The organism is Streptomyces spinosisporus (assembly GCF_022698145.1).
In the GTDB taxonomy this organism is placed as follows: domain Bacteria; phylum Actinomycetota; class Actinomycetes; order Streptomycetales; family Streptomycetaceae; genus Streptomyces; species Streptomyces spinosisporus.
Genome location: NZ_JALDAX010000021.1, coordinates 123,476 through 146,411 on the forward strand (window position 1 = coordinate 123,476; position 22,936 = coordinate 146,411).

At 68.8% G+C, this 22,936-nt stretch carries 21 protein-coding genes; 6 read left to right on the forward strand and 15 right to left on the reverse strand.

Annotation, left to right across the window (positions count from 1 at the left end; genetic code table 11):
- The first annotated feature begins 48 nt into the window (after window positions 1-48).
- Both MQN93_RS37635 and MQN93_RS37640 read left to right on the forward strand, forming a co-directional pair.
- Window positions 49-555, forward strand: coding sequence for a GNAT family N-acetyltransferase (locus MQN93_RS37635; RefSeq protein ID WP_242713018.1), 507 nt, complete (start codon window positions 49-51; stop codon window positions 553-555).
- Between the two features lie 128 nt (window positions 556-683).
- Window positions 684-992: a PASTA domain-containing protein gene (locus MQN93_RS37640; RefSeq protein WP_078516751.1), complete on the forward strand. Its 309-nt coding sequence runs from the start codon at window positions 684-686 to the stop codon at window positions 990-992.
- Window positions 993-997: 5 nt separating this feature from the next.
- On the opposite strand, the gene MQN93_RS37645 is transcribed toward MQN93_RS37640, so the two are convergent.
- From MQN93_RS37645 to MQN93_RS37660, 4 genes are read right to left on the reverse strand one after another with little or no spacing between them, the layout of a single operon-like run.
- Window positions 998-1,693: a demethylmenaquinone methyltransferase gene (locus MQN93_RS37645; RefSeq protein WP_242713019.1), complete on the reverse strand. Its 696-nt coding sequence runs from the start codon at window positions 1,691-1,693 to the stop codon at window positions 998-1,000.
- 23 nt (window positions 1,694-1,716) lie between these two features.
- On the reverse strand, window positions 1,717-2,811 hold the full coding sequence (locus tag MQN93_RS37650; protein ID WP_278191612.1) for an acyltransferase family protein: 1,095 nt from the start codon (window positions 2,809-2,811) through the stop codon (window positions 1,717-1,719).
- Window position 2,812: 1 nt separating this feature from the next.
- Window positions 2,813-5,116: a bifunctional polysaccharide deacetylase/glycosyltransferase family 2 protein gene (locus MQN93_RS37655; protein ID WP_242713020.1), complete on the reverse strand. Its 2,304-nt coding sequence runs from the start codon at window positions 5,114-5,116 to the stop codon at window positions 2,813-2,815.
- A 19-nt stretch (window positions 5,117-5,135) separates the two neighbouring features.
- Window positions 5,136-5,588 carry a hypothetical protein gene (locus tag MQN93_RS37660; protein ID WP_242713021.1) on the reverse strand — a complete coding sequence of 151 codons (453 nt, stop codon included), beginning with the start codon at window positions 5,586-5,588 and terminating at the stop codon, window positions 5,136-5,138.
- Window positions 5,589-5,771: 183 nt separating this feature from the next.
- On the opposite strand from MQN93_RS37660, the gene MQN93_RS37665 reads away from it, so the two are divergent.
- Window positions 5,772-6,776 (forward strand): chitinase, encoded by a 1,005-nt coding sequence (locus tag MQN93_RS37665; RefSeq protein ID WP_242713022.1) that lies wholly within the window; start codon window positions 5,772-5,774, stop codon window positions 6,774-6,776.
- A gap of 61 nt (window positions 6,777-6,837) precedes the next feature.
- Here the strand turns inward: MQN93_RS37665 and MQN93_RS37670 are convergent, their stop codons facing one another.
- The 4 genes from MQN93_RS37670 to MQN93_RS37685 all read right to left on the reverse strand — a co-directional run bounded on the left by MQN93_RS37670 (window position 6,838) and on the right by MQN93_RS37685 (window position 12,313).
- Complete coding sequence (locus tag MQN93_RS37670; protein ID WP_242713023.1) at window positions 6,838-7,284, reverse strand: imidazolonepropionase-like domain-containing protein; 447 nt, start codon at window positions 7,282-7,284, stop codon at window positions 6,838-6,840.
- 7 nt (window positions 7,285-7,291) lie between these two features.
- Window positions 7,292-8,491, reverse strand: coding sequence for a cyclic dehypoxanthinyl futalosine synthase (mqnC, locus tag MQN93_RS37675; RefSeq protein WP_242713024.1), 1,200 nt, complete (start codon window positions 8,489-8,491; stop codon window positions 7,292-7,294).
- A gap of 112 nt (window positions 8,492-8,603) precedes the next feature.
- Entirely contained in the window at window positions 8,604-9,332 is a 729-nt protein-coding gene (locus tag MQN93_RS37680; RefSeq protein WP_242713025.1) for a prepilin peptidase, read from the reverse strand.
- An 11-nt stretch (window positions 9,333-9,343) separates the two neighbouring features.
- On the reverse strand, window positions 9,344-12,313 hold the full coding sequence (locus tag MQN93_RS37685) for a bacterial transcriptional activator domain-containing protein (RefSeq protein ID WP_242713026.1): 2,970 nt from the start codon (window positions 12,311-12,313) through the stop codon (window positions 9,344-9,346).
- 332 nt (window positions 12,314-12,645) lie between these two features.
- Here MQN93_RS37685 and MQN93_RS37690 point away from each other — a divergent pair, with 332 nt between their 5' ends.
- Together MQN93_RS37690 and MQN93_RS37695 are read left to right on the forward strand one after the other, a co-directional pair.
- The gene (locus tag MQN93_RS37690; protein ID WP_242713027.1) at window positions 12,646-13,290 is read left to right on the forward strand and encodes a hypothetical protein; all 645 of its coding nucleotides are present in this window, start codon (window positions 12,646-12,648) and stop codon (window positions 13,288-13,290) included.
- Window positions 13,291-13,349: 59 nt separating this feature from the next.
- Window positions 13,350-14,351 (forward strand): hypothetical protein, encoded by a 1,002-nt coding sequence (locus tag MQN93_RS37695; RefSeq protein WP_242713028.1) that lies wholly within the window; start codon window positions 13,350-13,352, stop codon window positions 14,349-14,351.
- Here the strand turns inward: MQN93_RS37695 and MQN93_RS37700 are convergent.
- The 5 genes from MQN93_RS37700 to MQN93_RS37720 form a co-directional block, all read right to left on the reverse strand.
- The gene (locus MQN93_RS37700; RefSeq protein WP_242713047.1) at window positions 14,341-14,709 is read right to left on the reverse strand and encodes a hypothetical protein; all 369 of its coding nucleotides are present in this window, start codon (window positions 14,707-14,709) and stop codon (window positions 14,341-14,343) included. The genes MQN93_RS37695 and MQN93_RS37700 overlap by 11 nt on opposite strands.
- Window positions 14,693-15,160 (reverse strand): hypothetical protein, encoded by a 468-nt coding sequence (locus MQN93_RS37705; protein ID WP_242713029.1) that lies wholly within the window; start codon window positions 15,158-15,160, stop codon window positions 14,693-14,695. The genes MQN93_RS37700 and MQN93_RS37705 overlap by 17 nt, the downstream gene beginning before the upstream one ends.
- A 13-nt stretch (window positions 15,161-15,173) precedes the next feature.
- Window positions 15,174-15,683, reverse strand: a complete 510-nt coding sequence (locus MQN93_RS37710; RefSeq protein WP_242713030.1) for a hypothetical protein — start codon at window positions 15,681-15,683, stop codon at window positions 15,174-15,176.
- Between the two features lie 52 nt (window positions 15,684-15,735).
- Window positions 15,736-20,259, reverse strand: a complete 4,524-nt coding sequence (locus MQN93_RS37715) for a DUF6531 domain-containing protein (protein ID WP_242713031.1) — start codon at window positions 20,257-20,259, stop codon at window positions 15,736-15,738.
- Window positions 20,260-20,396: 137 nt separating this feature from the next.
- The gene (locus MQN93_RS37720; protein ID WP_242713032.1) at window positions 20,397-21,044 is read right to left on the reverse strand and encodes a hypothetical protein; all 648 of its coding nucleotides are present in this window, start codon (window positions 21,042-21,044) and stop codon (window positions 20,397-20,399) included.
- Window positions 21,045-21,146: 102 nt separating this feature from the next.
- On the opposite strand from MQN93_RS37720, the gene MQN93_RS37725 reads away from it, so the two are divergent.
- On the forward strand, window positions 21,147-21,479 hold the full coding sequence (locus MQN93_RS37725; protein WP_242713033.1) for a hypothetical protein: 333 nt from the start codon (window positions 21,147-21,149) through the stop codon (window positions 21,477-21,479).
- Between the two features lie 91 nt (window positions 21,480-21,570).
- On the opposite strand, the gene MQN93_RS37730 is transcribed toward MQN93_RS37725, so the two are convergent.
- The gene (locus MQN93_RS37730; RefSeq protein WP_242713034.1) at window positions 21,571-22,461 is read right to left on the reverse strand and encodes a DUF4351 domain-containing protein; all 891 of its coding nucleotides are present in this window, start codon (window positions 22,459-22,461) and stop codon (window positions 21,571-21,573) included.
- A 33-nt stretch (window positions 22,462-22,494) separates the two neighbouring features.
- On the reverse strand, window positions 22,495-22,902 hold the full coding sequence (locus MQN93_RS37735) for an ATP-binding protein (RefSeq protein ID WP_242713035.1): 408 nt from the start codon (window positions 22,900-22,902) through the stop codon (window positions 22,495-22,497).
- Window positions 22,903-22,936: the final 34 nt, after the last annotated feature.

Consider the following 22,936-nt stretch of genomic DNA (forward strand, 5'->3'; position numbering starts at 1 on the left):
GGGCAGTCTATTCAGCAGCATTGATCACCCGGCTGAAGGGCTGCCCTCGTGAACCGAGCTCTCCCCGTAGTACGGCTGCGCGTCCCCACCGACGAGGACGCGGTCGCCTGGCACCGGATCTTCGACGACCCGGACGTCATGGAGTTCCACGGCGGTGCGTCCGCGGAGCTGTCCGTCTACGAGGAGCTCACCGCCCGGCAGCGCCGGCACGACGCCGAGCGGGGCTTCTGCCTGTGGACCATGGCCGACGACCGCGGGCGGGTCATCGGGTTCACCGGCGCCCAGCCGTGGCCGCACGAGTGGGGGCCGAGCGGCGAGATAGAGATCGGCTGGCGGCTCGGCCGGGAGTTCTGGGGGAAGGGGTACGCCACGGCGGCCGCGCAGATGACGCTGGAGCGGCTCCGTGCGGCCGGGGTGAAGAGCGTGGTGGCGATAGTCAGACCCGGCAACGAGCGGTCGGTCTCGGTCACGAAGCGCCTCGGCATGGAGCTGAGGGAGACATATCCGCACCCGCGCTTCGACGAAGAGGCACTCTGTTTCGGCCTGCACCTCTGAATTGGTCACATTGAGTAACCGACTGCTACAGAAAGACACTTGACGCTTCCGGACGACACCCCCCGGCGGTTACCCTTCCAGTACCGCTGGGGGTGACATCTGTGCGCATAACACCCAAAACACCCGAAGTGCGCGTACCACGGCTTGTCGGGCTGATGGCCATGGACGCGCGCAAGTCGGCAGAGGCGACCGGGCTCTTTCTCAACGCACCGGACCGGCCCGACTTCCACCAGACCGTCGTCGAATACGTCGTACGGCAGTACCCGCAGCCGGGCGCCGAGGTGCCGCGGGACTCCGTGATCTACGTGTGGTTCGACTTCGGCGAGGGGGAGGGCGGCGGAGGCATGCGTGAGCCCCGTATCCCCCGGCCCCCCAGGGGCGGACTGCAGCGCGAACTCGACGAGCCGGGCGACCCGTACGTCGTCAGCTCGGCCTGACTGCGTCAGCTCTGCTTGAACCCGCGGTGCAAAGCCACCACGCCGCCCGTGAGGTTCTTCCACGCCACCTTCGACCAGCCGGCCTTCTGCAGCCGCTCGGCCAGCGCGGGCTGGTCGGGCCAGGCGCGGATGGACTCGGCGAGGTAGACGTAGGCGTCGGGGTTGGAGGAGACCGCGCGGGCGACCGGCGGGAGGGCGCGCATCAGGTACTCGGTGTAGACCGTGCGGAAAGGCGCCCAGGTCGGGTGCGAGAACTCGCAGATCACCACCCGGCCGCCGGGCCTGGTCACCCGGTGCATCTCGCGCAGGGCGCCGTCGACGTCCTGTACGTTGCGCAGCCCGAAGGAGATCGTGACGGCGTCGAAGGTGTCGTCGCGGAACGGCAGCTTCGTCGCGTCGCCCGCGGTCAGCGGCAGCCAGGGGTGCCTCTTCTTGCCGACCTGGAGCATGCCGAGGGAGAAGTCGCAGGGGACGACATAGGCGCCCGTGCGGGCGAACGGCAGCGACGAGGTCGCCGTGCCCGCGGCGAGGTCCAGGACCTTCCGCGCCGGCCGGGCGTCGACCGCCTTCGCCACCTCCTTGCGCCACACCCGGTCCTGGCCGAGCGACAGCACGTCGTTCGTCAGGTCGTACCGTTCCGCCACGTCGTCGAACATCGAGGCGACTTCGTGCGGCTGCTTGTTCAGGGAAGCGCGGGTCACCTCGCCATTGTTGCAGCCCGCCCTCACGGAAGAAGCCTGGGCTTCTTCTTCGCGGCCACGTCCTCCACCCAGCCGCACACCAGGACGAACACCGCGATCAGGACCCAGCCGATGCCGAACATGAACCACTGGCTCTCCAGCGGCAGGTACTTCTCGAACGCGGGCACGTTCCAGAACTGGTCGATCAGCGGGACGGCCAGGATCAGCGCGATCTCGTGCCACAGATAGATCGTCACGGCACGCGCGTTGAAGACCGTGACCGTCCGGTCCAGCCGCCGGAAGCCGGTCAGCCGGGCGAAGTCGATCCGGAAGTACGCCTTCGCCCACATCAGCACCAGCACGAACCCGGCCGACCAGAAGGCCTGCGCGAGCGGGTTCGAGTCGAGGTCGTACGTGCCGTAGTCGGACTGGTGGCTGAAGGCGTACCAGCCGCCGTAGCCCAGCGCGGCGAGCGAGAGCGCGGCGACGAGGACAGGGTGCAGCCGCTGCAGCACGCCGTCGCGGTGCGCGAAGCCGAGGAGCCAGCAGAAGAGGTACGTCGACAGGTCCCACAGGGCGCTGCCGAAGCGGTTGTCCGGGGCGGTCCAGACGAAGTTCAGAGCCAGGACCGGGGTCAGGGACAGCGCCAGGACGGGGAGGGGGGCGAGGCGGAAGAGGCGTAGGAGGAGGGGGGAGAGGAGGACGAACCAGAGGTAGGTGCGGAGGTACCAGAGGATTTCCCATGCCTGCTCGCCCCAGGCGTTGCCCGGGGGGTCGCCGAGCGGGACGACCCAGTAGATGATCTGCCAAGGCGGAAGCCAGCCGTGGATCAGCATCGCGAGCACGACGAAGACGCCCCAGAACCAGAACGGGGGCAGGAGTCTTCGCAGGCGGCTCTTGACGACCTTCGCAGCGGGGCGTTCCAGGGACTTCGCCATCAGGGTGCCGGCGAGGGCGAACATGACGCCCATGGAGGGGAACACCATGCCCGCCCAGGCCCAGCCGAAGGTGTGGTATGTGACGACCCTGACCAGGGCTGCGGCACGGAGGGTGTCGAAGTAGCGGTCGCGTACGGGGCGTTCAGGGGGTGGAGCGGCGGCGTCGGCTTCGATGACAGCGCCTCTTTTGTGCGTGCCCAATTCAGCTCACCCCCGCCGGGGTCCCGACCTCGCCCGTTCGTTTCAGTTTCTGCCAGCGGAGGCGGCCGCCGGTGAGGGCTGTGATGCAGGAGTGGATGAGGACGAGGTACATCATCTGGCGGTAGGCCAGCTGCTGGAGGGGCATCATCAACAGGTAGCGGTACTTCTCGCGGTCGAGGCGGAAGGCGTAGGCCGCGCAGACGAGTTGGACGGCCAGTACCGCGAGCCAGGCGAGCAGGGCCGCCGTGAAGTCGACGAAGATCATCGAGTAGGCGGTGAACACGTCGATGAGCGGGGCGAAGACCGGCGTGACGATCTGGAAGATCACGACGAGCGGCATGCCGACGCGGCCGAAGCGGCCCGAAGGACCCTTGTCCGTGAGGGACTTGCGGTGCTTCCACAGCGCCTGCATGGTGCCGTAGGACCAGCGGTAGCGCTGGGACCACAGCTGCTTCAGCGAACCGGGCGCCTCCGTCCAGGCCCTGGCGTGCTCCTCGTAGACGACCCGCCAGCCCGCGCGGTGCATGGCGATGGTGATGTCGGTGTCCTCGGCGAGGGTGTCCTCGCTCATCCCGCCGACCTGCAGCACCGCCTCACGCCGGAAGGCGCCGATCGCGCCCGGGATGGTGGGCATGCACCGCAGCAGGTCGTACATGCGGCGGTCGAGGTTGAAGCCCATCACGTACTCGATGTGCTGCCAGGCGCCGATGACCGTGTTGCGGTTGCCGACCTTGGCGTTGCCGGCGACCGCGCCTACCTCGGGGTCGGCGAAGGGCTGCACGAGCGACCGTACGGTGTCCGGCTCGAAGACGGTGTCGCCGTCCATCATCACGACGATGTCGCAACTGGCGCTGCGTACTCCGTTGTTGAGGGCGGCGGGCTTGCCCGCGTTCTCCTGGCGGATCACCCGGACATTGGTCATGCCGAGCGCGTACGCCGCCTCGCGCGCGATCTCGGAGGTGCCGTCCGTCGAGCCGTCGTCGACCACGATGACCTCGATCGGATGGGCGCTCCTCGACAGCGACTGAAGGGTGTTGGCGATGCACTCCTTCTCGTTGTACGCGGGGACGATCACGCTGACCGGCCGGGTGACCGGCGGTCCCCAGCCGAACCGGCGTCTGTTGCGCTGTCGGTAGTGGCGGCGGGCGAGGACCACCATCATCCCGAAGCGGCCCATGACGGCCACGCCCACGATCATCAGACCGACCGAGAGCACCGGCAGCGCGTACTCGGCCACGGCGACGGCCACGATGAGCGCCTTGCCCTCGTAGAGGGTCGCGCCGGTGGCCTGGTGATGGGCGGCCTGGAGGCGGTCGGTGACCTGGCGGGTGGCCGAACCACCCTGTGTGCCACGGCTGTTGAGGGCACCGGCGCCCGGCTGGACCCCCGTGGCCGTGCCGGTCACCGCGCGGCCGTTTCCGGTGTTCTGCTTCTCCATGACGCCGCTGATGGTGGTGAAGGTATAGCCCTTCGCCTTCATCTTCTTGATGTACTTCGGCAGCGCCTCGATCGTCTGCTCGCGGTCGCCGCCCGCGTCGTGCATGAGGACCGCCGCGCCCGACGTCCCCTTCGGTGTGGCCCAGTCGACGATCTTCGAGACGCCCGGCTTCTTCCAGTCGTCGCTGTCGGTGTCGACGAAGACGCTGGTGTAGCCGTCCTGGCCGAGCTTCTTGTAGACGGGCCAGCTGTAGTTGTCGATGGCGTCCGTCTCCGAGGAGTACGGCGCCCGGAACAGCGTGGTCGTGATGCCGGCCGCGCCCGCGAGCGCGAGCTGGGTCTGCTCCATCTCCCGGTCGACGCGGGCGGTGCTCTGGTAGGAGAGGTCGACGTGGGTGAAGGTGTGGATGCCCACCTCGTCGCCCTGCTCGACCATGTCCTTCACGATCCCCGGGTAGCGCGAGACCATCGAGCCGACCAGGAAGAAGGTCGCCGGGACGTCGTTCTCCTCGAGGATCTTCAGCACCTGGGGCGTGTAGGTGGGGTTCGGGCCGTCGTCGAAGGTGAGCGCGATGGTCTTCTTCGGCACCGAGACCGTCGTGGCCTTGCCGCCCCGGAAGGTGAGGATCGGCCCGCCGTCGAGGACGCTGTCGGGAACCTTGCTGGAACTGGCGCCGGTGCGTACGCGCTGGTCGCCGCCGACCTCGGCGCGCAGATAGCCGTCGAGCAGCATGACGCTGGTCAGCCCGAGCAGCAACAGCAGGGCGAGGATGACGCGCGGTTTCTGCAGGGCCGCGGCCTTGCCCGCCGCGCGCTGCATACGGGAGGGGGCGCGGCGGCGGCCGCGGGTGGTGTGTGTCGTCGTCATGAGGATGGCCGCGTTCCGCTCAGCCGGCCGCGGGCGCGGATGCGGCCGCGGAGGGGGACGTGGATGCAGACGCGGAGGGGACGGAGCTCGGCGGCTCGCCGGTGGGGGCGCCGGTGGGGGCGCCCGTGACGGCACCCGTGGGCGGCGTACCGGTGGGCCTCGCCGGCGGGGTGCCGAATCCGCCCTGCGGTTCGGTGCCCCGGGGGCCGGAGTTGCGGGCACCGGCCGGGCCGCCGCCCGCGAAGGGCAGCAGCGAGGACGGGGTCGCGGTGCCGATCCCCATGAAGGCCAGGCCCAGCACGACGGCGTACCCGAGGCACAGCACGCCGGCGAGCAGGCCGATCCGGCGCAGCAGCTTGGAACGGCGCCCGGAGTTGTCAACGAACACGGGCCCCGCAGCAGGCCCGTTGCCGCGATCGCGGCGGCGACCACGCTCGGTCGCACGGTTTTCGATGGCAGGCTCGGAATGCATTCCCCAGACGGTAGGGAGTCTTTATGTGACCGAATCGAGTCTTCTTGTGAGGCGCATATGAGAACCCTCTTGAGCTGTCCCCCACCTGTGGAATCCTTCCGGAACACCGGCCGCATATGAGACGTTTCCCTTTGAGAAAGACATCGCGAGAGCGAAAGAAATCACGAGAGCGAGTGCCTGCGAATGCCGAGTTTCCGAAAGCCGCTGGCCGGGCTGACGTGCCTGTTCGCCCTGGCCGCGGCGGGCTGTTCCGCGGGCTCGAAGGACGCGGGGGACTCGGGCGGGAGCACGGACGCCGCCCAGCCGTCCCACACGGCGTACGCGCCCTACGTGAGCGCCACGGACGCCTCCGCCAACGACTCGGCCGGCTCCCCGTCGACGTACAACCTGGCCTTCGTGATCTCCGACGGCAGCACCTGCACACCGAAGTGGAACGGCGAGGACGCCCTGACCGACGCGGCGGTCACATCCCGTATCGCGAAGCTGAAGACGGACGGCGGTGACGTCCGGGTCTCCTTCGGCGGCGCCTCCGGCAAGGAGCTGGCATCGGTCTGCGACAGCGCGTCCGCGCTGGCGGCGGCGTACGGCAAGGCACTTGACGCGGCGGGCACCACCCGCGCCGACTTCGACATCGAGGGCGACGAACTGACCGACGCCGACTCGGTCGCCCTGCGCTCGAAGGCGATCGCCCTGCTGCAGAAGCAACGCAGCGACCTGGAGGTCACCTTCACGCTCCCGGTCATGCCGTCCGGCCTGGACGCCGACAGCCTGGCGCTGCTGGACTCCGCGAACCAGTACGACGTGCAGGTCTCCACGGTGAACCTGATGACCATGAACTACGGGGAGTCGTACGACGGCGACATGGGCGACTACGCCCTCACCTCCGCCAAGGCGGCCCACACCCAGCTGAAGAAGGTCTTCGGTCTGTCCGACGCGAGCGCCTGGCAGGGCATGGCGCTGACCTCGATGCTCGGCGTGAACGACGTCGACAACGAGACGTTCTCGCTCTCCGACGCGGCGCAGGTGAGGTCGTTCGCGGAGGAGAAGGGGATCGCCTGGGTGTCGATGTGGTCAACGTTCCGGGACCAGCAGTGTGCGGACGGCAAGGCGTCGCGGGACGACGCGGCCACCAACTGCAGCGGGGTGGAGCAGAGTTCGGGGGCGTTCGGGAAAGCGTTCGCCGGCTGAGTGCACAGAGTGCGGGTGGTTCGTGGCCGGTCGCGCAGTTCCTCGCGCCCCTGAAAAGCCTCTAGCGCCGCCGGTGTACCAGGCGTCCGGCGCACACCGTCGCGATGCAGGTGCCGGTGGCGTCGAAGACGGCGAGGTCGGCGCGGGCGTTCTCGTCGAGCACCGCCGGTCGGGGGCCCGTCAGAACCATCACGTCGTTGCGGTCGGCCGCCGCGCGGAGTCCGGGCGAGTCGGCGTGGGCCGCAAGGACCGCCGTCGCCCCCGACTTCAGTACGGCGTGGACGCGTTCGCGCGGGGACGGGGCCTCGGGCAGCGGCCCCTCGTGGACGCGGGCGGGGCCGAGCACCCCGGGCCAGCGTCGTACCCGGGCACCCGGAAACCGCTCCTGCACCTCGGCGAGCGTGCCCACGGCGGCGATCCGGCCGCCGTCGACCGCCACGGCGCCGTCCTTGACGGGCGCGGAGTCCCAGCCGTACCGGACCTCGTCCGCCGCGTGAATCGTCAGCACCGTACGGTCAGTTGGAGGCCAGGAGCTTCAGCTCCGGGTGGGCCGTGCCGCCCGCGATGGCCGTGGACGAGATGTGGGACATGACCCGCTCGTCGACCGGGTCGTTCGCCGGGTCGTCGTGCACGACGATGTGCTCGTACGTCGTCGTGCGCTGGGCCGGCACCCGTCCGGCCTTCCTGATCAGGTCGATGATCTCCATGCGGTTGGAGCGGTGCTTGGCACCGGCCGAGGAGACGACGTTCTCCTCCAGCATGATCGAGCCGAGGTCGTCGGCGCCGTAGTGCAGCGACAACTGGCCGACCTCCTTGCCGGTGGTCAGCCAGGAGCCCTGGATGTGCTGGACGTTGTCCATGAACAGCCGGGCGATGGCGATCATCCGCAGGTACTCGAAGAGCGTGGCCTGCGTCCGGCCCTTCAGATGGTTGTTCTCGGGCTGGTAGGTGTACGGGATGAAGGCGCGGAAGCCGCCCGTCCGGTCCTGTACGTCACGGATCATCCGCAGGTGCTCGATGCGCTCGGCGTTGGTCTCGCCGGTGCCCATGAGCATGGTGGAGGTCGACTCGACGCCCAGGTTGTGCGCGGTCTCCATGATCTCCAGCCAGCGCTCGCCGGACTCCTTCAGCGGCGCGATCGCCTTGCGCGGCCGCTCCGGCAGCAGCTCGGCACCGGCACCCGCGAAGGAGTCGAGACCGGCGGCGTGGATGCGGGTGATGGCCTCCTCGACCGTCACCCCCGAGATCCGCGCCATGTGCTCGACCTCGCTCGCCCCCAGGCTGTGGATGACGAGCTGCGGGAACTCCTTCTTGATGGCCGCGAAGTGCTTCTCGTAGTACTCGACGCCGTAGTCCGGGTGGTGGCCGCCCTGGAACATGATCTGGGTGCCGCCCAGCTCGACGGTCTCGGCGCAGCGCCGCAGGATGTCGTCGAGGTCGCGCGTCCAGCCCTTCTCCGTGTCCTTGGGAGCGGCGTAGAAGGCGCAGAACTTGCACGCCGTGACGCAGACGTTCGTGTAGTTGATGTTGCGCTCGATGATGTACGTCGCGATGTGCTCGGTGCCCGCGTACTTGCGGCGGCGTACGGCGTCGGCGGCGGCGCCCAGCGCGTGCAGCGGGGCGTCGCGGTAGAGGTCGAGGGCCTCTTCCGGGGTGATCCGCCCGCCGGCCGCGGCACGGTCGAGGACGGACTGGAGATCGGCCTTCTCGGTCACCGGGGCGTCCCTTTCGTCAAGGGTTGTGGACGGTCGGACAGTCCTGACCAGCGTACGCCAGGGGATGTGCGGGGCTGTGGTCAGGCCGCGTGGCCCTGACCGTCCGGCGCCGTCAGGCCGCGTATGCGCCGATGAGGAGCCCGGCGAAGGCCCCGGTGATCAGGAACGGCCCGAACGCGATGGCCGTCTTGCGCCCGGCCCGCCGTACGACGACGAGGGCGCCCCCGTACAGCGCGCCGAGCACGAACGCCGCGAAGGTGCCCAGCATGAGCGTCGGCCAGCCGTACCAGCCCAGGGCGGCCCCCAGCCCCAGCGCCAGTTTGACGTCGCCGAAGCCCATGCCGCCGGGGTTGATGAGGAACAGCACGAAGAAGGCGCCGCCGAGCGCGAGGGCGCCGTAGAGCGAGGTGAACCAGTCACCGGCGTGCTCGGGCAGCAGGGCGACGACGCCGAGCAGGACCAGGGCGGCGCCCGCGAGCGGCAGCGTGAGCACGTCCGGCAGCCGCTTCACCCGGAAGTCGACGACCGCGAGCAGTACGCCGACGGGCCCGAGCAGCAGCCAGACGCCCAGTTCGGGCCGGGTGCCGGTGGCGGCGGCGAGGGCGGCGCAGACGAGGGCGGTGGCGATGATCACGGGCGCCGCCGATCCCAAGCGGGCCTCCTCGGGCCCGCACCGCGCGCAGCGCGCCCGCCCGATCCACCCGCCAACCGGATGCCCGCCGGGGCACTGCTCCCGCCAGTCCTCCCCCGACGGTACGGAGAAGCGGTACACGGCCCGCGGCAGCAGCGCTCCCGCCGCCGCGCCCCACAGGGCGGCGACGGCGATCAGCACGATCGTCATGGATCCGCTGCTCATCCCACCGCGGCGACGCCGCTGCGCCACGACGGCAGCAGTTCGTCCAGCAGTGCCTCGGTGCGCGGGGGCAGTCCGCGGGCGCCGCTGCGGTTGACCAGGTCGGCGGCGAGGGCCTGCAGGCGGGTCTCGTCACCGGTGGCGTGGGTGGCGCGCAGCAGTTCGTTCCACAGCCGCTCGTCGGCGGGGGCGGAGTTCAGGGCCGCGTTCAGGGCCTCGATGGCCTTCTCCGCGCGGTTCTTCTCCAGGTGGAAGGCGGACAGGGCGAGCCCGATGTCCGCGACGAGCAGCGGGAGTTGGGCGTCGATGATCTCGTGGGTGAGCCAGCGGTAGCGGCCCTCGGGACGGTCGGCCAGCAGCGGACCGCGCACCAGCACGAGCGCGTCGGTGAGCAGCCGCCCGCGCACGGCACGGCTGTCGACGCCCTTGCCCTGGGTGGCCTCGTGGTAGAGCGAGCGCAGCACGTCCAGGTCGGACACCACGGACTTGGCGAGCACCAGCCGCCCGGTCGCGTCGGCCGAGAGCCGGGGGCTGCCGTCCGGATCGGCGCCGAGCCAGGCCGCCAGCCGCTCCAGCAGCGCGTCCCGTACGTCCTCGGTGACGCCCCGCGGCCACAGCGCGGAGGACAGCACCCGCGGGTGCACGCCCTCGCGGTGCAGCAGGAGCAGCGCGAGCGCCTCGTGCAGCAGGGCGCTGCGGTCGCCGTCCGGGGTGTCGAGGCCGATGATCTCGTACGGGCCGACCAGGCGCGCGTAGACCGCCGGGCGCCCCTGTTCGCTGATGTCGACGAGGAACGGCGGGGTGGGCGTGGGCCCTTGCGGCTCGCGCTCGGGGTCGGCCTCGACGAACAGCTCGACGACGGCGCGCTGGGTAGCCAGCGGCAGCATCTGGGCGTCGAGTTCGAGCCCGAGGAGCGGGGCGAGCAGCTTGCCCTGGCCGGTGATCTCCATCTCCCAGGCGGCGCCGGGCAGATCGCCGGTCTCGGTGCCGACGAGGTAGCCGATGCCGAGCCGGCTCGCGTCGGAGGCGAGTTCGGCGAGCCGGACGGCGTCCTCGGCCGACGGCTGTGCGGCGAGCAGAACAAGGTGCGGGGCCCAACGGGTGTGCTGGGCAGGCCCCGTACGCCCGGTGAGGACCGAGTCGTGTCCGGCGGCGCCGAGCGCTCCCCTGCGCTGCCGGGTCTCCGCCTCCATGGTCTCGATCAGGTCGTCGATGCCGTCGAGGTGACGCAGCCGGTTGGGCGCGAGCGGGGTGAGGTCCTCGCCGAAGCCGACGAGGGTGATGGTCATGCGGTCCGACCAGCCGTTGGTGGCCAACTCGGCGGCCACGGACGCGAAGACGGCGGCCCGGTCGGCCTCGCGGCCGCTCAGGGAGACGATGCCCGGCACGGCCTCCAGGTTGAGCAGCAGCCGCGAGTCGTCCATGGTGCCGAGGCTGACCAGGCCGGGGTACGGCGCGGCGGTGTCGACGTCGTCGTAGCGCTCGGCGTCGGTGCGGGCGAGCATCCAGAACGTCTGGTCCTGGCCGAGCTGCCAGGGCGCGGGCGGCTTCCCGGCGGGCTGGGCGAGCTGCAGATGCAGATCGCCGTTGCTGAGCCAGGCGGCGTAGACGGTGGGCAGGGCACGCGACTCGCCGGCGAGCTGGGCGGCGAGCCCGCGCAGCGACCGGTCGAGCAGCCGTACGCCGTCGGGGTCGGCGCCGATCAGCAGGGCGTCCTGCGCGTCCGCGGCGTCGCCGGTCGGCATCGGCGGCTCCATCCCGCGCCGCCCGCCGACGGCACCGAGCGCCGACTGCCACAGGGCCTGCCGGCGGCGGCGGCCGAGGGCGCCGAGGAGGCCGGCGGCGAGGAGGGGGGCGCCGATGAGGGCCTGGGGCAGCCCGAAGGTGCTGCTGTTGCTGCTGGACGCGGCGGGGGCGGTGTGCTGATCACCGGCGTGCTGCTGACCGCCGTCGGAGGCGGGGCGCTGCTGGGGCACGGAGACCTGGTTGTCGGCGTGGCCGCCGCCCTGGGCCTGGCTGCCGCCGCCCTGGGCGTGGTCGCCGGTCTTGGCGTAGTCGTGGATCTGCTGCTGAACGCCGGGCGAGACATGGGCGTCGGGCATCTCGACGAGCTCGCCGCCGTGCGCGTCGCCGGGCATCTCCATGATCCACCCGGGCCGGATGAGGCTGGCCTCGGAGAGCCGGGAACCGTCGGGCTGGATACGGTCCTTGTTGAGCTCGTAGATCTCCTTGTACCGGCGTCCGTCGCCGAGGTGGCGCTGGGCGATCTCCCACAGGGAGTCGTGGTGGCGGCCCTCGGGCGGCTGGATGCGGTAGTACTTCGTGTCGCCGTGCTGCTTGGCGCTGTGGCCGGCGTCGGCCTGCGCGTGGGAGGCCTGTTCGGCGAGGGCGGCCGCGGTGCTCGCGGCCTGCTCCTGCTGCTGGGCGAAGATCCCGGGGGTGGCCTGCGCGGCGGCGACGGTGGGCTTCTGGTTGCCCTCCAGGCTGTGCCCGAGGTTCGAAAGGCCCGGCGTGAGGCTGGCGGCGGTCGCGCCGACGAGCAGCAGGGCGGCGACGAGCTGCCGCGCGAGCAACTGACTCGGCCCGGCCCCGGGGACGCGGCCCGGCACCCCGACACCGGACAGCGCGGCCTTGACCTCGACGAGCACACAGGCCGTGAACTGCGCCCAGGCCAGCCAGACGATGACGGTCAGGATCCGCAGGAACGTATCGACGGTGATTTCCCGCTGCAGCCAGTCGAGACCCGGCGCCCCGTGCGGAAGTGGCCACCCGATCAGTACGGCGAGCGCCCCGGGCACCCCGACCACCAGGACGAGCAACGCGACGAACGCAAAGAACGCCTTGACGAAGTCCCCGAACGACCGCCGCCGGACCCGGACGGCCTGCGGCGTCCGGTTCCTCGGCGCGTTCGAGGCCGTCGAGTTGCCCGTCGAGCGTCCCGTCGAGCTTGAGGTGCTGCGTCGCGGCATGGCGGTGTCCTGGGTTGTGTGTGAAGGGTGCGGTGTATGGGGTGCACTGAGCCTACAGAGATCTTATGGACTCGTATTTGGGACGTCGAAGCCCGCACAGGACGAAGAACACACGCCTGACACCCGATACGTCACCCCGTGCCCCCTAAGCCCGATTCACCCCGGCGATGCACCGCCACGGATCCACGTACCTACGATCCCCGCCCCCGCGCCGGTCACGCCACACTCCTCACATCCCCCACACAATCCCCCACGGGCACGCCAGACCCTCTTACCCGCCCCTGATAGCTTCGTTCCCTGTTGCACACAGCCGACACCGGGGGAGATCAACCGTGGCCCGCCGCGCACTGCCCACCACCGCCGCCGCGCTCACCGCCGCGGCGGCCCTGCTTCTCACCGGCTGCGGTGGGGGTGACGACTCGTCCTCGGACGACATCAAGGGGGCGGACACGGGGGCGGGGAGCCCTTCGGCGTCTGCGTCGCACACCTCCGGGGTCAAGCGCCCCGACATCAAGCTTCCGAGCGAGTTCCAGCTGACGTTCGAGAACTGGACGAGCGGCGATGCCGTCGAGCAGGCCGTCCTGAACGACACCAAGGAGCAGCTGCGCGCGGGGTACGCGGCGATCATCGCCGACGAGCCCGACGGCGGGGACGCCCTCGCCTTCTACGACACCGCATCGGGCCTGTCGCAGGACCAGTCGTGGATCAAGACCTACACGGGCAAGAACCTCACCGTCTTCGGCAAGCTGCCGGCGTACGACCCCAAGCCCACCCTCCTCGGCAACAAGAAGACGCGCGCCGTGGTGACGTACTGCACGGATGAGAGCAAGGCGTACACGAGGAACCGCAAGACCAAGGACGTCCAGGGAAACCCCAAGGGCACGGATCCCAAGGTGTTCTACACGGTCACTCTCACCAAAAACTCCGACGGCGTCTGGCAGAACGTTTCCACGCGGGCGAAGAGGGGCGGCTGCTGACGATGAGGCCCGGACACGTAACAGCGACGTCGGTCGCGTCCTTCGCCTGCGTCCTCCTGATGTCCGCACCCGCCGGAGCGATCGGCGGCGGAGGCACCAACAGCGGGACGCAGGGCGGCAAGGACGGCAAGAGTGTTTACGCCTCCGCCACCTACTCCACGATCAAGGTCCGCCAGGTCAGCGGCCCCACCGGCGGCAAGCGCGGCAGCCTCTCCTCCGTGGACGTCAACTGGAAGCCCCCGGCCTGCTGGTACGAGCCCGTCTTCACCGGCCAGGAGCTGAAGGACTTCGTCGACAGCCATGACGGCGACGGCGACGTCGGCATCCACGAGTCCTGGTTCGGCAAGAAGCTCTGGACCGACCACTACCGGGACGGCAAGCCGGAGCACAACTTCGACGACGCGTACACCGTCGCCCCGGGCTACAAGGACTGGAACATCGGCAAGGACGGCTACTTCTGGCGCAGCGTCGCCCCGGACGACAGCGACCCCGAATCCTGGGACTGCGGCAAGATCATGTTCTGGCAGGACGCCAACGTGGTCCCCAAGGTCCCCCACGCCCCGACGCCGAAGATGCTCGCCGAGTACGCCTACAACAAGGTGGAGGTCCCCGACACCGAGATCGAGGTCAAGCCCACCGCCAAGTCCACGGTGAACCTGCCCACTTGGATCTGGCTCGACAAGGGCAAGTTCCAGGAGGTCAAGGTCCGCGCCGAACTCCCCCGCACCAACCTGTGGGCCGAGACGACCGCCAAGCCGGTCGCCCTCCACCTGGACCCCGGCACGGACGACGCCACGACCTTCCCGGCCTCCGGCGACTGCAAAATCAACGACGACGGCAGCATCGGTACGCCGTACAAGAACGGCGACGCCGACAAGACCCCACCCTGCGGCATCACCTACCTCCACGCCACGAACGGCACCCCGTACCACCTGAAGGCCAGCATCACCTGGCAGATCACCTGGGAAGGCACGGGCGGCGCAAGAGGCAACCTCCCCAACGGCACCTTCGACACGACCCAGGACATGACGGTCCAGGAGATCCAGTCGGTCAACCGCTGAGCGTCCAGAACGGAGAATCCGCCGGCAGGGCAGGCCGGACGGCCAACTGCCCGACGTCGATGCCCTCGTCGTCATCCTCGTCACCGGTCGGAAGACGACCGTCCCCGTCCGGGAAGTAGTACAGGCCATACGCCCAGTACTCCGGCAACTCGTGACACATGAGATCGGGCCAGGGAGAAATATCAGCCCCCTGATACCTCTCATTGACCCTCGCCACCGCCTCCGCCGGAGAAATGCCGAACCTCGAGACCATCTCGCTCACGATGCCCCGGAAGTAAGCGAGCATGCCCTCGTCGAGCCGCATCAGGAATTCCTCGGTCATGAGGTCGGCCTCAACATCCTCAAGAACGACGCCCACGTACAACGCGCCAGGCTTCTTCGACTGCGCCCTGGGCGCGCAGCCACCACCCTTCCAGCGTGTTTCGCACCGTTGCCAGCAGCCATCGCCACTTGAACCACAACGGCAGGCTCCGGAACGGCACAAAAGTCAGCGTGTCCCTGATCGCGTTCTCCGCAACACCACCGGGCCCCTCGGCACGCAGTGCCGCATACAGCTCCGGCGTGAGCTCACCGTGGAGGCGCGCGACGACGCCCACCGCAGTGAACGCCAACTCCCTCCTAGGGGCGTCCAGCACCCGCATCGCCCGCACAATCCGCGGCGACGCCACCACAGGCGGGCAGGTAAACGCCAACCCGATCACCGCCGTACCGAGATGCTGCTCGCCCCGCTCGAACGCGGCGTCGACGGCGACAGGGTCGTCGATGCCCGACAGTCCCTCGCCTGATTCCCAGTCGTACTCGGATGTCATGGTGCGAAGTGGCTCAAGCGGATTGGCCTGTCTGTGGGCCGAGTGGGCCGAAGGAGTTCACGAAGTCGTCCAGCACCGCTTTGGAGAACGGATCGGCGGCTGGGTCGCCGGGCGTCACCAGGCTTACGGCGTAGTACTCGGACAAGAGCAAGGATGTTCCCTCGACCGCCTCCACGGCCTCGGGGGATTCGGCCCGGACCCCGGAGACCGTGGCGGCGTGCAGCGGTTGGGCGTGCAGGCGGTAGAAGACGGAGTACGGTCCTTGTCCCGATGCGTCGAGCGCGTAGCCGTTCTCTTCCCAGAACGCCTCCATCTCGGGGCCGGAGGAAAAAGTGACGATGCCCGAATAGTCGTCACCTTCTGCCTCCGGGAGAGTCCAGTCCGCCAGGGCCTTTGCGGCGACCGGCTCGCCGTACAGGAACAATCCGGCCCACCGCTGCTGCGCGCGCCGGACGAAGCGCGTCATGGCCTGCGGGAAGGACAGGTCCACGATGTAGTCGGTGGAGTGGCCGGTGATGTCCATGAGACGAGTTCCTCGTGATGTGGTGACGAATACCGATGACGACGTTCCCTCGTCATCCCTTCCAGCCGGAAGTCGGGCCGTGGTACCTGATCGCGTCGCGCGGGATGGTGACATCGGAGTTGGAGAACCAGATGTGGTCACGCCCACCCCGCAGACGACCCGAGAACAGCTTCTTCTCGGCCTCGAACTCGATCATGTACTCACTCTTCTCCTTGGTGAGACCAAGGTAGGACTTGAACCCACCCGGCTTCTTGGCCACATCGGCCGGACTCATGGGGCTGACATACACAGCCGCCGTGTTCTTGCTCTTGGTGCTCCTCGGGACCTTGAGGGTGATGCCGTCCTTTCCGCCACCACCCATGATCTTGTTGTAGCCGTTCTTGTCCGTGTAATGCCGGATGATGGCTTTGCAGGAGGGCGCCAGGCCCAGAGGGTCGATCCAGACGAGTGGATTGACGACGTAGTTGTGATGGTTCGGAGCCGGCTCCAGGCCGAGCGGGTCCGGGCTGTGGTAACGCGCCGTACCCGGGTCGTAGTACCGATGGTGGTTGTAGTGGAGCCCCGTCTCCGCGTCGAAGTACTGACCCGGAAACCGCAAGGGGCAGTCCTCGATCGCCGGGGACCGGCCCGCGAGAGGGAGACCCCACAGGGTGGACCGAGAGCGCCAGACCGTCCTGCCCGTCTCGTCGACAAGCTCCGTGGGTGTCCCCACGAGGTCGGTGACGATGGAGTAGAACTGCTCATCCACCCAGGCGTCGTCGTCCTCCCTTCTGCCGGAACGGACCCGCTGAGTGAGGGGGCGGTCGGCCCCCGGCTCCCAATCCCATGTGGTGACACGGCTCTCGCTCTCCTCAGGCGCGCTCCACCAGCACTGCTCCGCCAGGCGAGTGCCGTCCCACACGAAATCGGTGCGCTCGATCACCCTCCCGTCGTCGCCGGACAGGCGCTCCTTCGCGATCCGCCGGCCGAGCGGGTCGTAGCGGTAGCGCCATCGGGACCCGTCGGGAGTGGTGACGCCGCGCAATCGGTCCTCCGCGTCCCACGTGAAGAGCCAGGTACGTGATCCGCCCGACAGGAGAGAACGCGTGTGCCGCACCACGCGGCCCTGATCGTCGTGTTCGTAACGCGAGCGTCCGGCGGTCCGCACCAGCGTTCCGTCGTACGTCAACTGCCCCTCGACGGCGCCGTCTCCCGCGGCAGCGTGCAGTTCCGAACGTGCGAGGTTTCCCGACGCGTCGTACGCGTAGCGCTCCTGCCGGCCCTCGGCCGTCACTCCGGTGACCCGGCCGGCCATGTCCAGCTGGTAGGCCACCGAGCCCGCGGCCGAGTCGGTGGTGGTGAGGGGCAGTCCGTCCGGGCGGTACGAGTAGCGCCGTTGGAGGCCGGCGCCCGCCGCTTCCGGCCCGCGTACGGACTGGGACACCAGCCGATGACCGGACGTCCACTCATGGCGCAGTGAAACACCCGACGGGAGGGAGCGGAGAACCTCGTGTCCGGCGGCGTCGTACGCGAACCTCACGCTTCTGCCCGAGCCGCGCAACTCGACCGGCTGGTGTGCCGCGTCGTAGCTCCAGGCGCTCACCGCACCGCTCGGCGTCTGCCGTCGCACACGCCGCCCCACGGGGTCGTACGTGTTGGTCAGCACACGGCCGTTGCAGGTCTCCGTCACGACCCGGCCCTGTGCGTCGTACGTGAAGCGCAGCTCGGCATCCTGGTTGGCCGCCCGGATCAGGCCGCCTCCCTGGTCGTACTCGAAGGAGGTGACGTGCCCCTCCGAATCCGTCTGTTCGATCACCCGGTCGAGCAGGTCATGACGGTAACTGATCGCCTGGCCTGCCCCATTGATCCGCTTCGAGATCCGGTTCGCGGCGTCGTAGACGTACGTGACGGTGCGTCCGTTGAAGTCCGTCTCCCGTACGACATTGCCGAGAGCGTCGTACTCGTAGGTCCACGTGTGTCCCTGGGCGTCACGGACCCTTATCGGGCGGAGTTCGGTGTCGTAGGCGAACTCGATGCGTGTGCCATCGGCCGCGATACGGGCGGCGGTCCGGTCGAACGGGGCTGTCTCGAAGCACGTGTTGCCGGCGCCCGTGCGGGTGTGGGCAAGAAGATTGCCTTCGGCGTCGTAGGCCCAGCTCTCCTCGGAGCCGTCGGGGTATGTCCTTCGCGCCGGCAGACCCTCGATGGTCCAGGCCACCACCGTGGTACCGCCGTCGGCCTCGACGACCTCGCGGACCCGCCCGAACGCGTCGTACGCGAACTGCGTGCGTGCTCCCAGCGGTGAGACGACCGTGGTCGGCAGGCCCGCCGGATTGTTGTACACCCGGCTCTCGTTGCCGAGTTCGTCGGTGACGGTGGCGACGGCACCGTGTTCGTCGTACGTGTGCGTGGTGACGGCGCCGAGAGGGTCGGTGAGCGCGACGACATTCCCGTGCTCGTCGTACTCGTACTGCCAGCGTGCGCCGTCCTGCTCCGTGGTCGACAGCAGCGCCCCATCGGCGTCGTACGTGTGCCGGACAAGGCTGCCGTCGGGGTGGACGACCTTGATGGTGTTGCCGCTTCGGTCGTATGCGTAAACGGTCGTCCGGCCGAGCGGATCGGTGAGGGAGACGAGGTTGTCGTAGCGGTCCCAGCCACGCGTGGTGGTGTGCCCGAGCGGATCGATCTCCTCGACCAGCTGGTACGCGTCGTTGAAGCGATAGGTGCTGCTGTGGCCGAGGGAGTTCGTCGCCACGGAGGTGTGGTTCTCCGTGTCGTAGACGTACTCGTAGTCGAGGATGCCGTCGGTCCCGCGCGTGCGGACGCAGCGGCTCTCGGCGTCGTACGTGTAGCGGTACCAGCTCCCGTTGCGGTCCTCCCACCCGGTGATGCGGCGCTGATCGTCGTACGTGAGCTTGAGGGGCATCCCGGAGGAGTTGTAGATCTCCGTCAGGTTGCCGAAGGTGTCGTACGCGTACCGCAGGAGGGTCGGCTGCTCGGGGTCGCTGAGCAAGGTGAAGGCCGTGACCCGGCCCTCTTCGGTGGCCACGCCGATCCGGTAGCCGCCGGTGTGCGCCACCTCCTCGGGAGAGCCGTCGGGCCCGTACGAGACCTCGATGGCATTGCCGTGGCGGTCGCAGAGAGCAGCCAGGGGAAGTTCGGCGAGCGGCCTGCCGGGCAACGGCCTGAAACGCAGCACCAAGCCGGAGTCGGGCTGCCGCACGCACAGGTCGCCGGAGTCCGGTCCGTCCCACTCCAGCGGCCACCGTGGACCCTCGACCGGCTGCACGGGGACGCCGTGCTCCGGCACGGGATAGGTGAGGATCATGCCGTCCGCGGTGCAGAACCGGACGCCGTCCGCATCCAGAATCAGGCGCTGGTCCAGCGTCGAGCCCCAAGCGGGTCCGAACCACCGTCCGGACTTGAGGCCGGAGCGGTGATGCCGCTCCAGTGCCAGGGAGAGAATGCCGTCCAGCACGAAGTCGGTCTCGGACATGACCATCTGCCCCGTGGCCATGTCGATCGGGTCGCCGCAGGTGAAGAGCTTCTTCATCTGCCGCCCCAGGAGACGGGTGCTCTTCCCCAGTCCCTTCGCCCCGAGAGCCATCCCCTTGAGGCCTGTCTTGCCGAGGGCTCTGGCGCCCTTGGCCAGCTTCCCCAGACTGGTCAGCCCCTTCATGCCAGGTATGCAGTCCAGCGCCGCGAACCCCACATCCCACAGCGACGCCTGCCCCTTGGAGTATTTATAGAGCGTGTCCGCGAGGACAACGAGGGCCGCCACCAGGACGATCGCGCCCAGGATCGGCCCGCCGATGATCATCGCGACGATCCCTACGACCGTGACGACGACCTTGCAGACCGTGACGATCGTGTCCCAGTTGTCCTCGAACCAGTCGCCGACGTCCTCCCACCAGGAGCGGTTCTGGATGCCGGCGTCGGAGGCGTCGTCGATCTTGTTCTTGGCCTCGCGGGCGGCGTCCTCGCGCATCTTGCGGGCGTCCTCTGCCATCTTCTTGGCGGCGGAGAGGGCGTCCTGGGCGCTGTTGACGTCGGACTGGGCCTTGGTCTGGGCGGACTTGGCGTGCTGGACGTCGCGGGTGGCGGCGCGGACCTTGGACTCGTCCGGCTTGTCGGCGCCGGACTTGCTGCCGGTGGGGTCGTCCTTGTACTTGTCGGCCTCCCGGCCGGCCCGGGTGACCCAGGAATCCGCCGAGGACAGACGGGACTTGGCGGACGACAGGTCGTGCTGTGCCTCGCGGCCCTTGGCCAGCGCCCTGTCGGCCAGGGCCTGTGCGCGCTCCAGCTTCGGCCAGTACGCCGCGAGCGCGTCGCCGCACATCTCGTACGACTTCTTCAGCTTCTTGAGGTTCTTCGGGACGTCGGAGAACTCGTCCTTGAAGACGTCGGCGGACTTGCCGGCCCACTTCAGGGCTGTGTCCTCCTCCGCCATGCCCTTGACGATCTTCAGGGCGTCGGAGACGTCGTCCGCGAAGTCGTGCAGGGTTCTGGCGAGGGTGCGTACGCGGTCGGGGTCGCCCGGCGTGGGGTCCTTGTCCAGGTCCAGGACATGCCAGTCCCTCGGCCGGTTCCCCGCCATACCGCAACCCCCGTCACGCGCGCATCAACCACAACAACCGTATGCACACGCGAACTTACCCGGTACTCGCGTTCGAGGTGAAGGAGATCAGTCTGTGACGAAGCTCAGCCCGTGACAAAGCTCAGCCATGACGACGCTCAGCCCGTGAAGCGGAACGTCGACGTGATCGCGTCGAAGATGTCGAAGAACGAGTCGACCAGATCCAGGACTTGGCTGCTGCCTGCGACGAGGGCGACCTTCCCCTCCTGCTCCGGCACCGGGATGAACGTCTGCATGAGAACGGCGCGGATCGTCCGGCCCAGGTTGTCGTCCGGTACGGCGATGTCCTCGATGCCGTAGGTACGGGCCGCCGGGCCCACACCCGGGATGTCGACCGTCGTCACCTTCCGCCACGAATCCCCCTCCCTCTTCGCCTCCTTGGGCGCAAGTCCGGAGGCGATCGCGGACGGGTCCGTGGAGAGCGGGGTGCCCTCGCGCGTACGGCCACCGACGAGCGACACCGTCACCGAGCCCGTGATCGGGGTGTCCCCGCCGAAGCTCTCCGCCATGCAACCGCAGTACAGCGCACCCGACTTCCATGCGTCCGCGGCCGCCTTCTGGAGGAAGGAGACGTAGGTGTCCCGGTGGGGGGCCAACTCCGGGTGCTGCTGCACCCGTTCGGCCACCATGCGGCGGATCGAGTCGTCGCGCGACTCCGGGCGTACGTCGAACTCCCACCACGACTCCGGCACCTTGATCCGGAAACCTCCGCGCTCGATGGTGAGCGCCTCCATGTAGCGGGCCATGTTGTGTCCGACTCTCCCCGTTGTCACTGCTGTTCGTATGACCGTCGTCCCGTTGTACGGTTCGGCCCAGACTACGAGATCGCGTGATCGGGGGACGGACGCATGGGCAAGGGCAAGAGCGACCTCGCGCTGCCGCTGAGCGAACTCGAGGAGTACGGCGGCAAGTTGCGCGGCCTCAAGAGCCGCCTGAACCACACCAAGAAGCTCTTCGAGTCTTACAAGGATGACATCGGCGACGGCAGCGTGAACGACGCCCTCAGTGACTTCGAGTCCAACTGGGAGGACGGCCGCGAGGACATCAGCCAGTCCTTCGACGCCCTCGCCGACATGGCCGACGCCGTCGTCCGCGAGTTCAAGAAGCTCGACGTCGACCTCGCGAAGAAGGCGGAGGACGCGGTCAAGCCGGAGGGCAAGGGCGGCGGCGCCGACAAGTGACCGCCCGTGCCGGGCTCACGCCGTGCTGACCGGCCTGTCCGTCTGCTCACGCTGAGGCGCCCCCATGGACAGTGATCGCCGGCCTGCCAGATCAGTTCGGGCCCTCGGCGAACAGATCCTCCGCACTCGCCGCACCAACCGCCCGCTGGGCCCACACTTCCAGCTGCTCCAGGTCTGAGCAGGCCTTGACCCGGTCGCGCACGGAGTCGGGCACCGGCACTCCACGCCAGTCGAGAATCCGCAGAACCATCGACGCACGCTCCTGTTCGACGCCCTCTTCGCGCGCCTCCGCACGGACCTTCTCGGCGATCTCATGCCGGAAGAAGTAGTTGACCGGCATCATCAGCTCCTTCCAGATCTCCTTGGCCTGGGCATCGACCAGGCATGACTCGACGAATTGCGCGAGCATCCCCGCACTGTCGGTGTCCGTGGTCGCCAAGGCTGCCGCCAGCGGTTTCAGTATGGCAGCGGCGCCTCGGCCCTTGCCATGCGTCATCGCCGAGAACGCCGCGAGGAACACATCCCGCTGGGCTTCGGCCTCGTTCGCGATCAGTGGCACGTTCTCCGGGCTCAACACCAGCGGCCGCACGGTGAGCGAATGCCAGCCCGGCAGACCTAGACGGATCGGCTGCATCGCCCAGCGGGCAGTGGACCTGCTCTGGGTGAGGACGACCAGCACCGGCTCCCAGCGGTACTTCGCGTACAAATACGAGAGGTAGTACGCCCAGCTGCTCCGTTTGTCCTTGTCCTGCTTCCCCTGGGACTCGACAACCAGAAGATACGTCCCTACGTCCGTCTCCGCCCGCAACAACGTGTCCACTCGGCGCTCAACGGGCTCGATATCCGTGAGGTCCGCATTGAGCACCGCGAACTCACGCGGTTCGGGAATGGGGATGTGCAGCACGCGTTGCAGGGTGCGCGTGAAACCTGCCGGGTCCTTCTGACAGATCTGATGCAGGCCCTCGTGCGACGAGCTGACCATCAACTCTCCCTTCCATACGACGTGATCAACGAACTAGGCCGCAATGAGGTCACACCACACGTACTTCCCACGATTCCCACCCCTGGCCAGCGGCTGCCACCCCCACAGGTCCGAGCAGGCCCGAACCAGCGCCAACCCCCGCCCTTCCTCCAGCTCAGTGAGCTGCGCCAACACCCCTGGCGGCTCCGGCGGTTCGGGGCTCGCGTCCCACGCCCCCACCCTCAGGACGCCGGCCGCCCACCGCACCCGTAGTGCCGCAGGGCCCTTGGCATGTCGTACGGCATTGGAGACCAGCTCCGTCGCGAGCAGTTCTGCGGTGTCGACCAGCCGGATCAGGCCGTGCATGGTCAGGATCAGGCGGAGGGTGCGTCGGCAGATGGTGACGGCGCGGGGGTCGTTCGGGATGTAGAGGGAGTACTCCCAGGGGTCGCTTTCAGGCATGGCTGAACTCCATTGAGGGATGGGGAGTTGATGG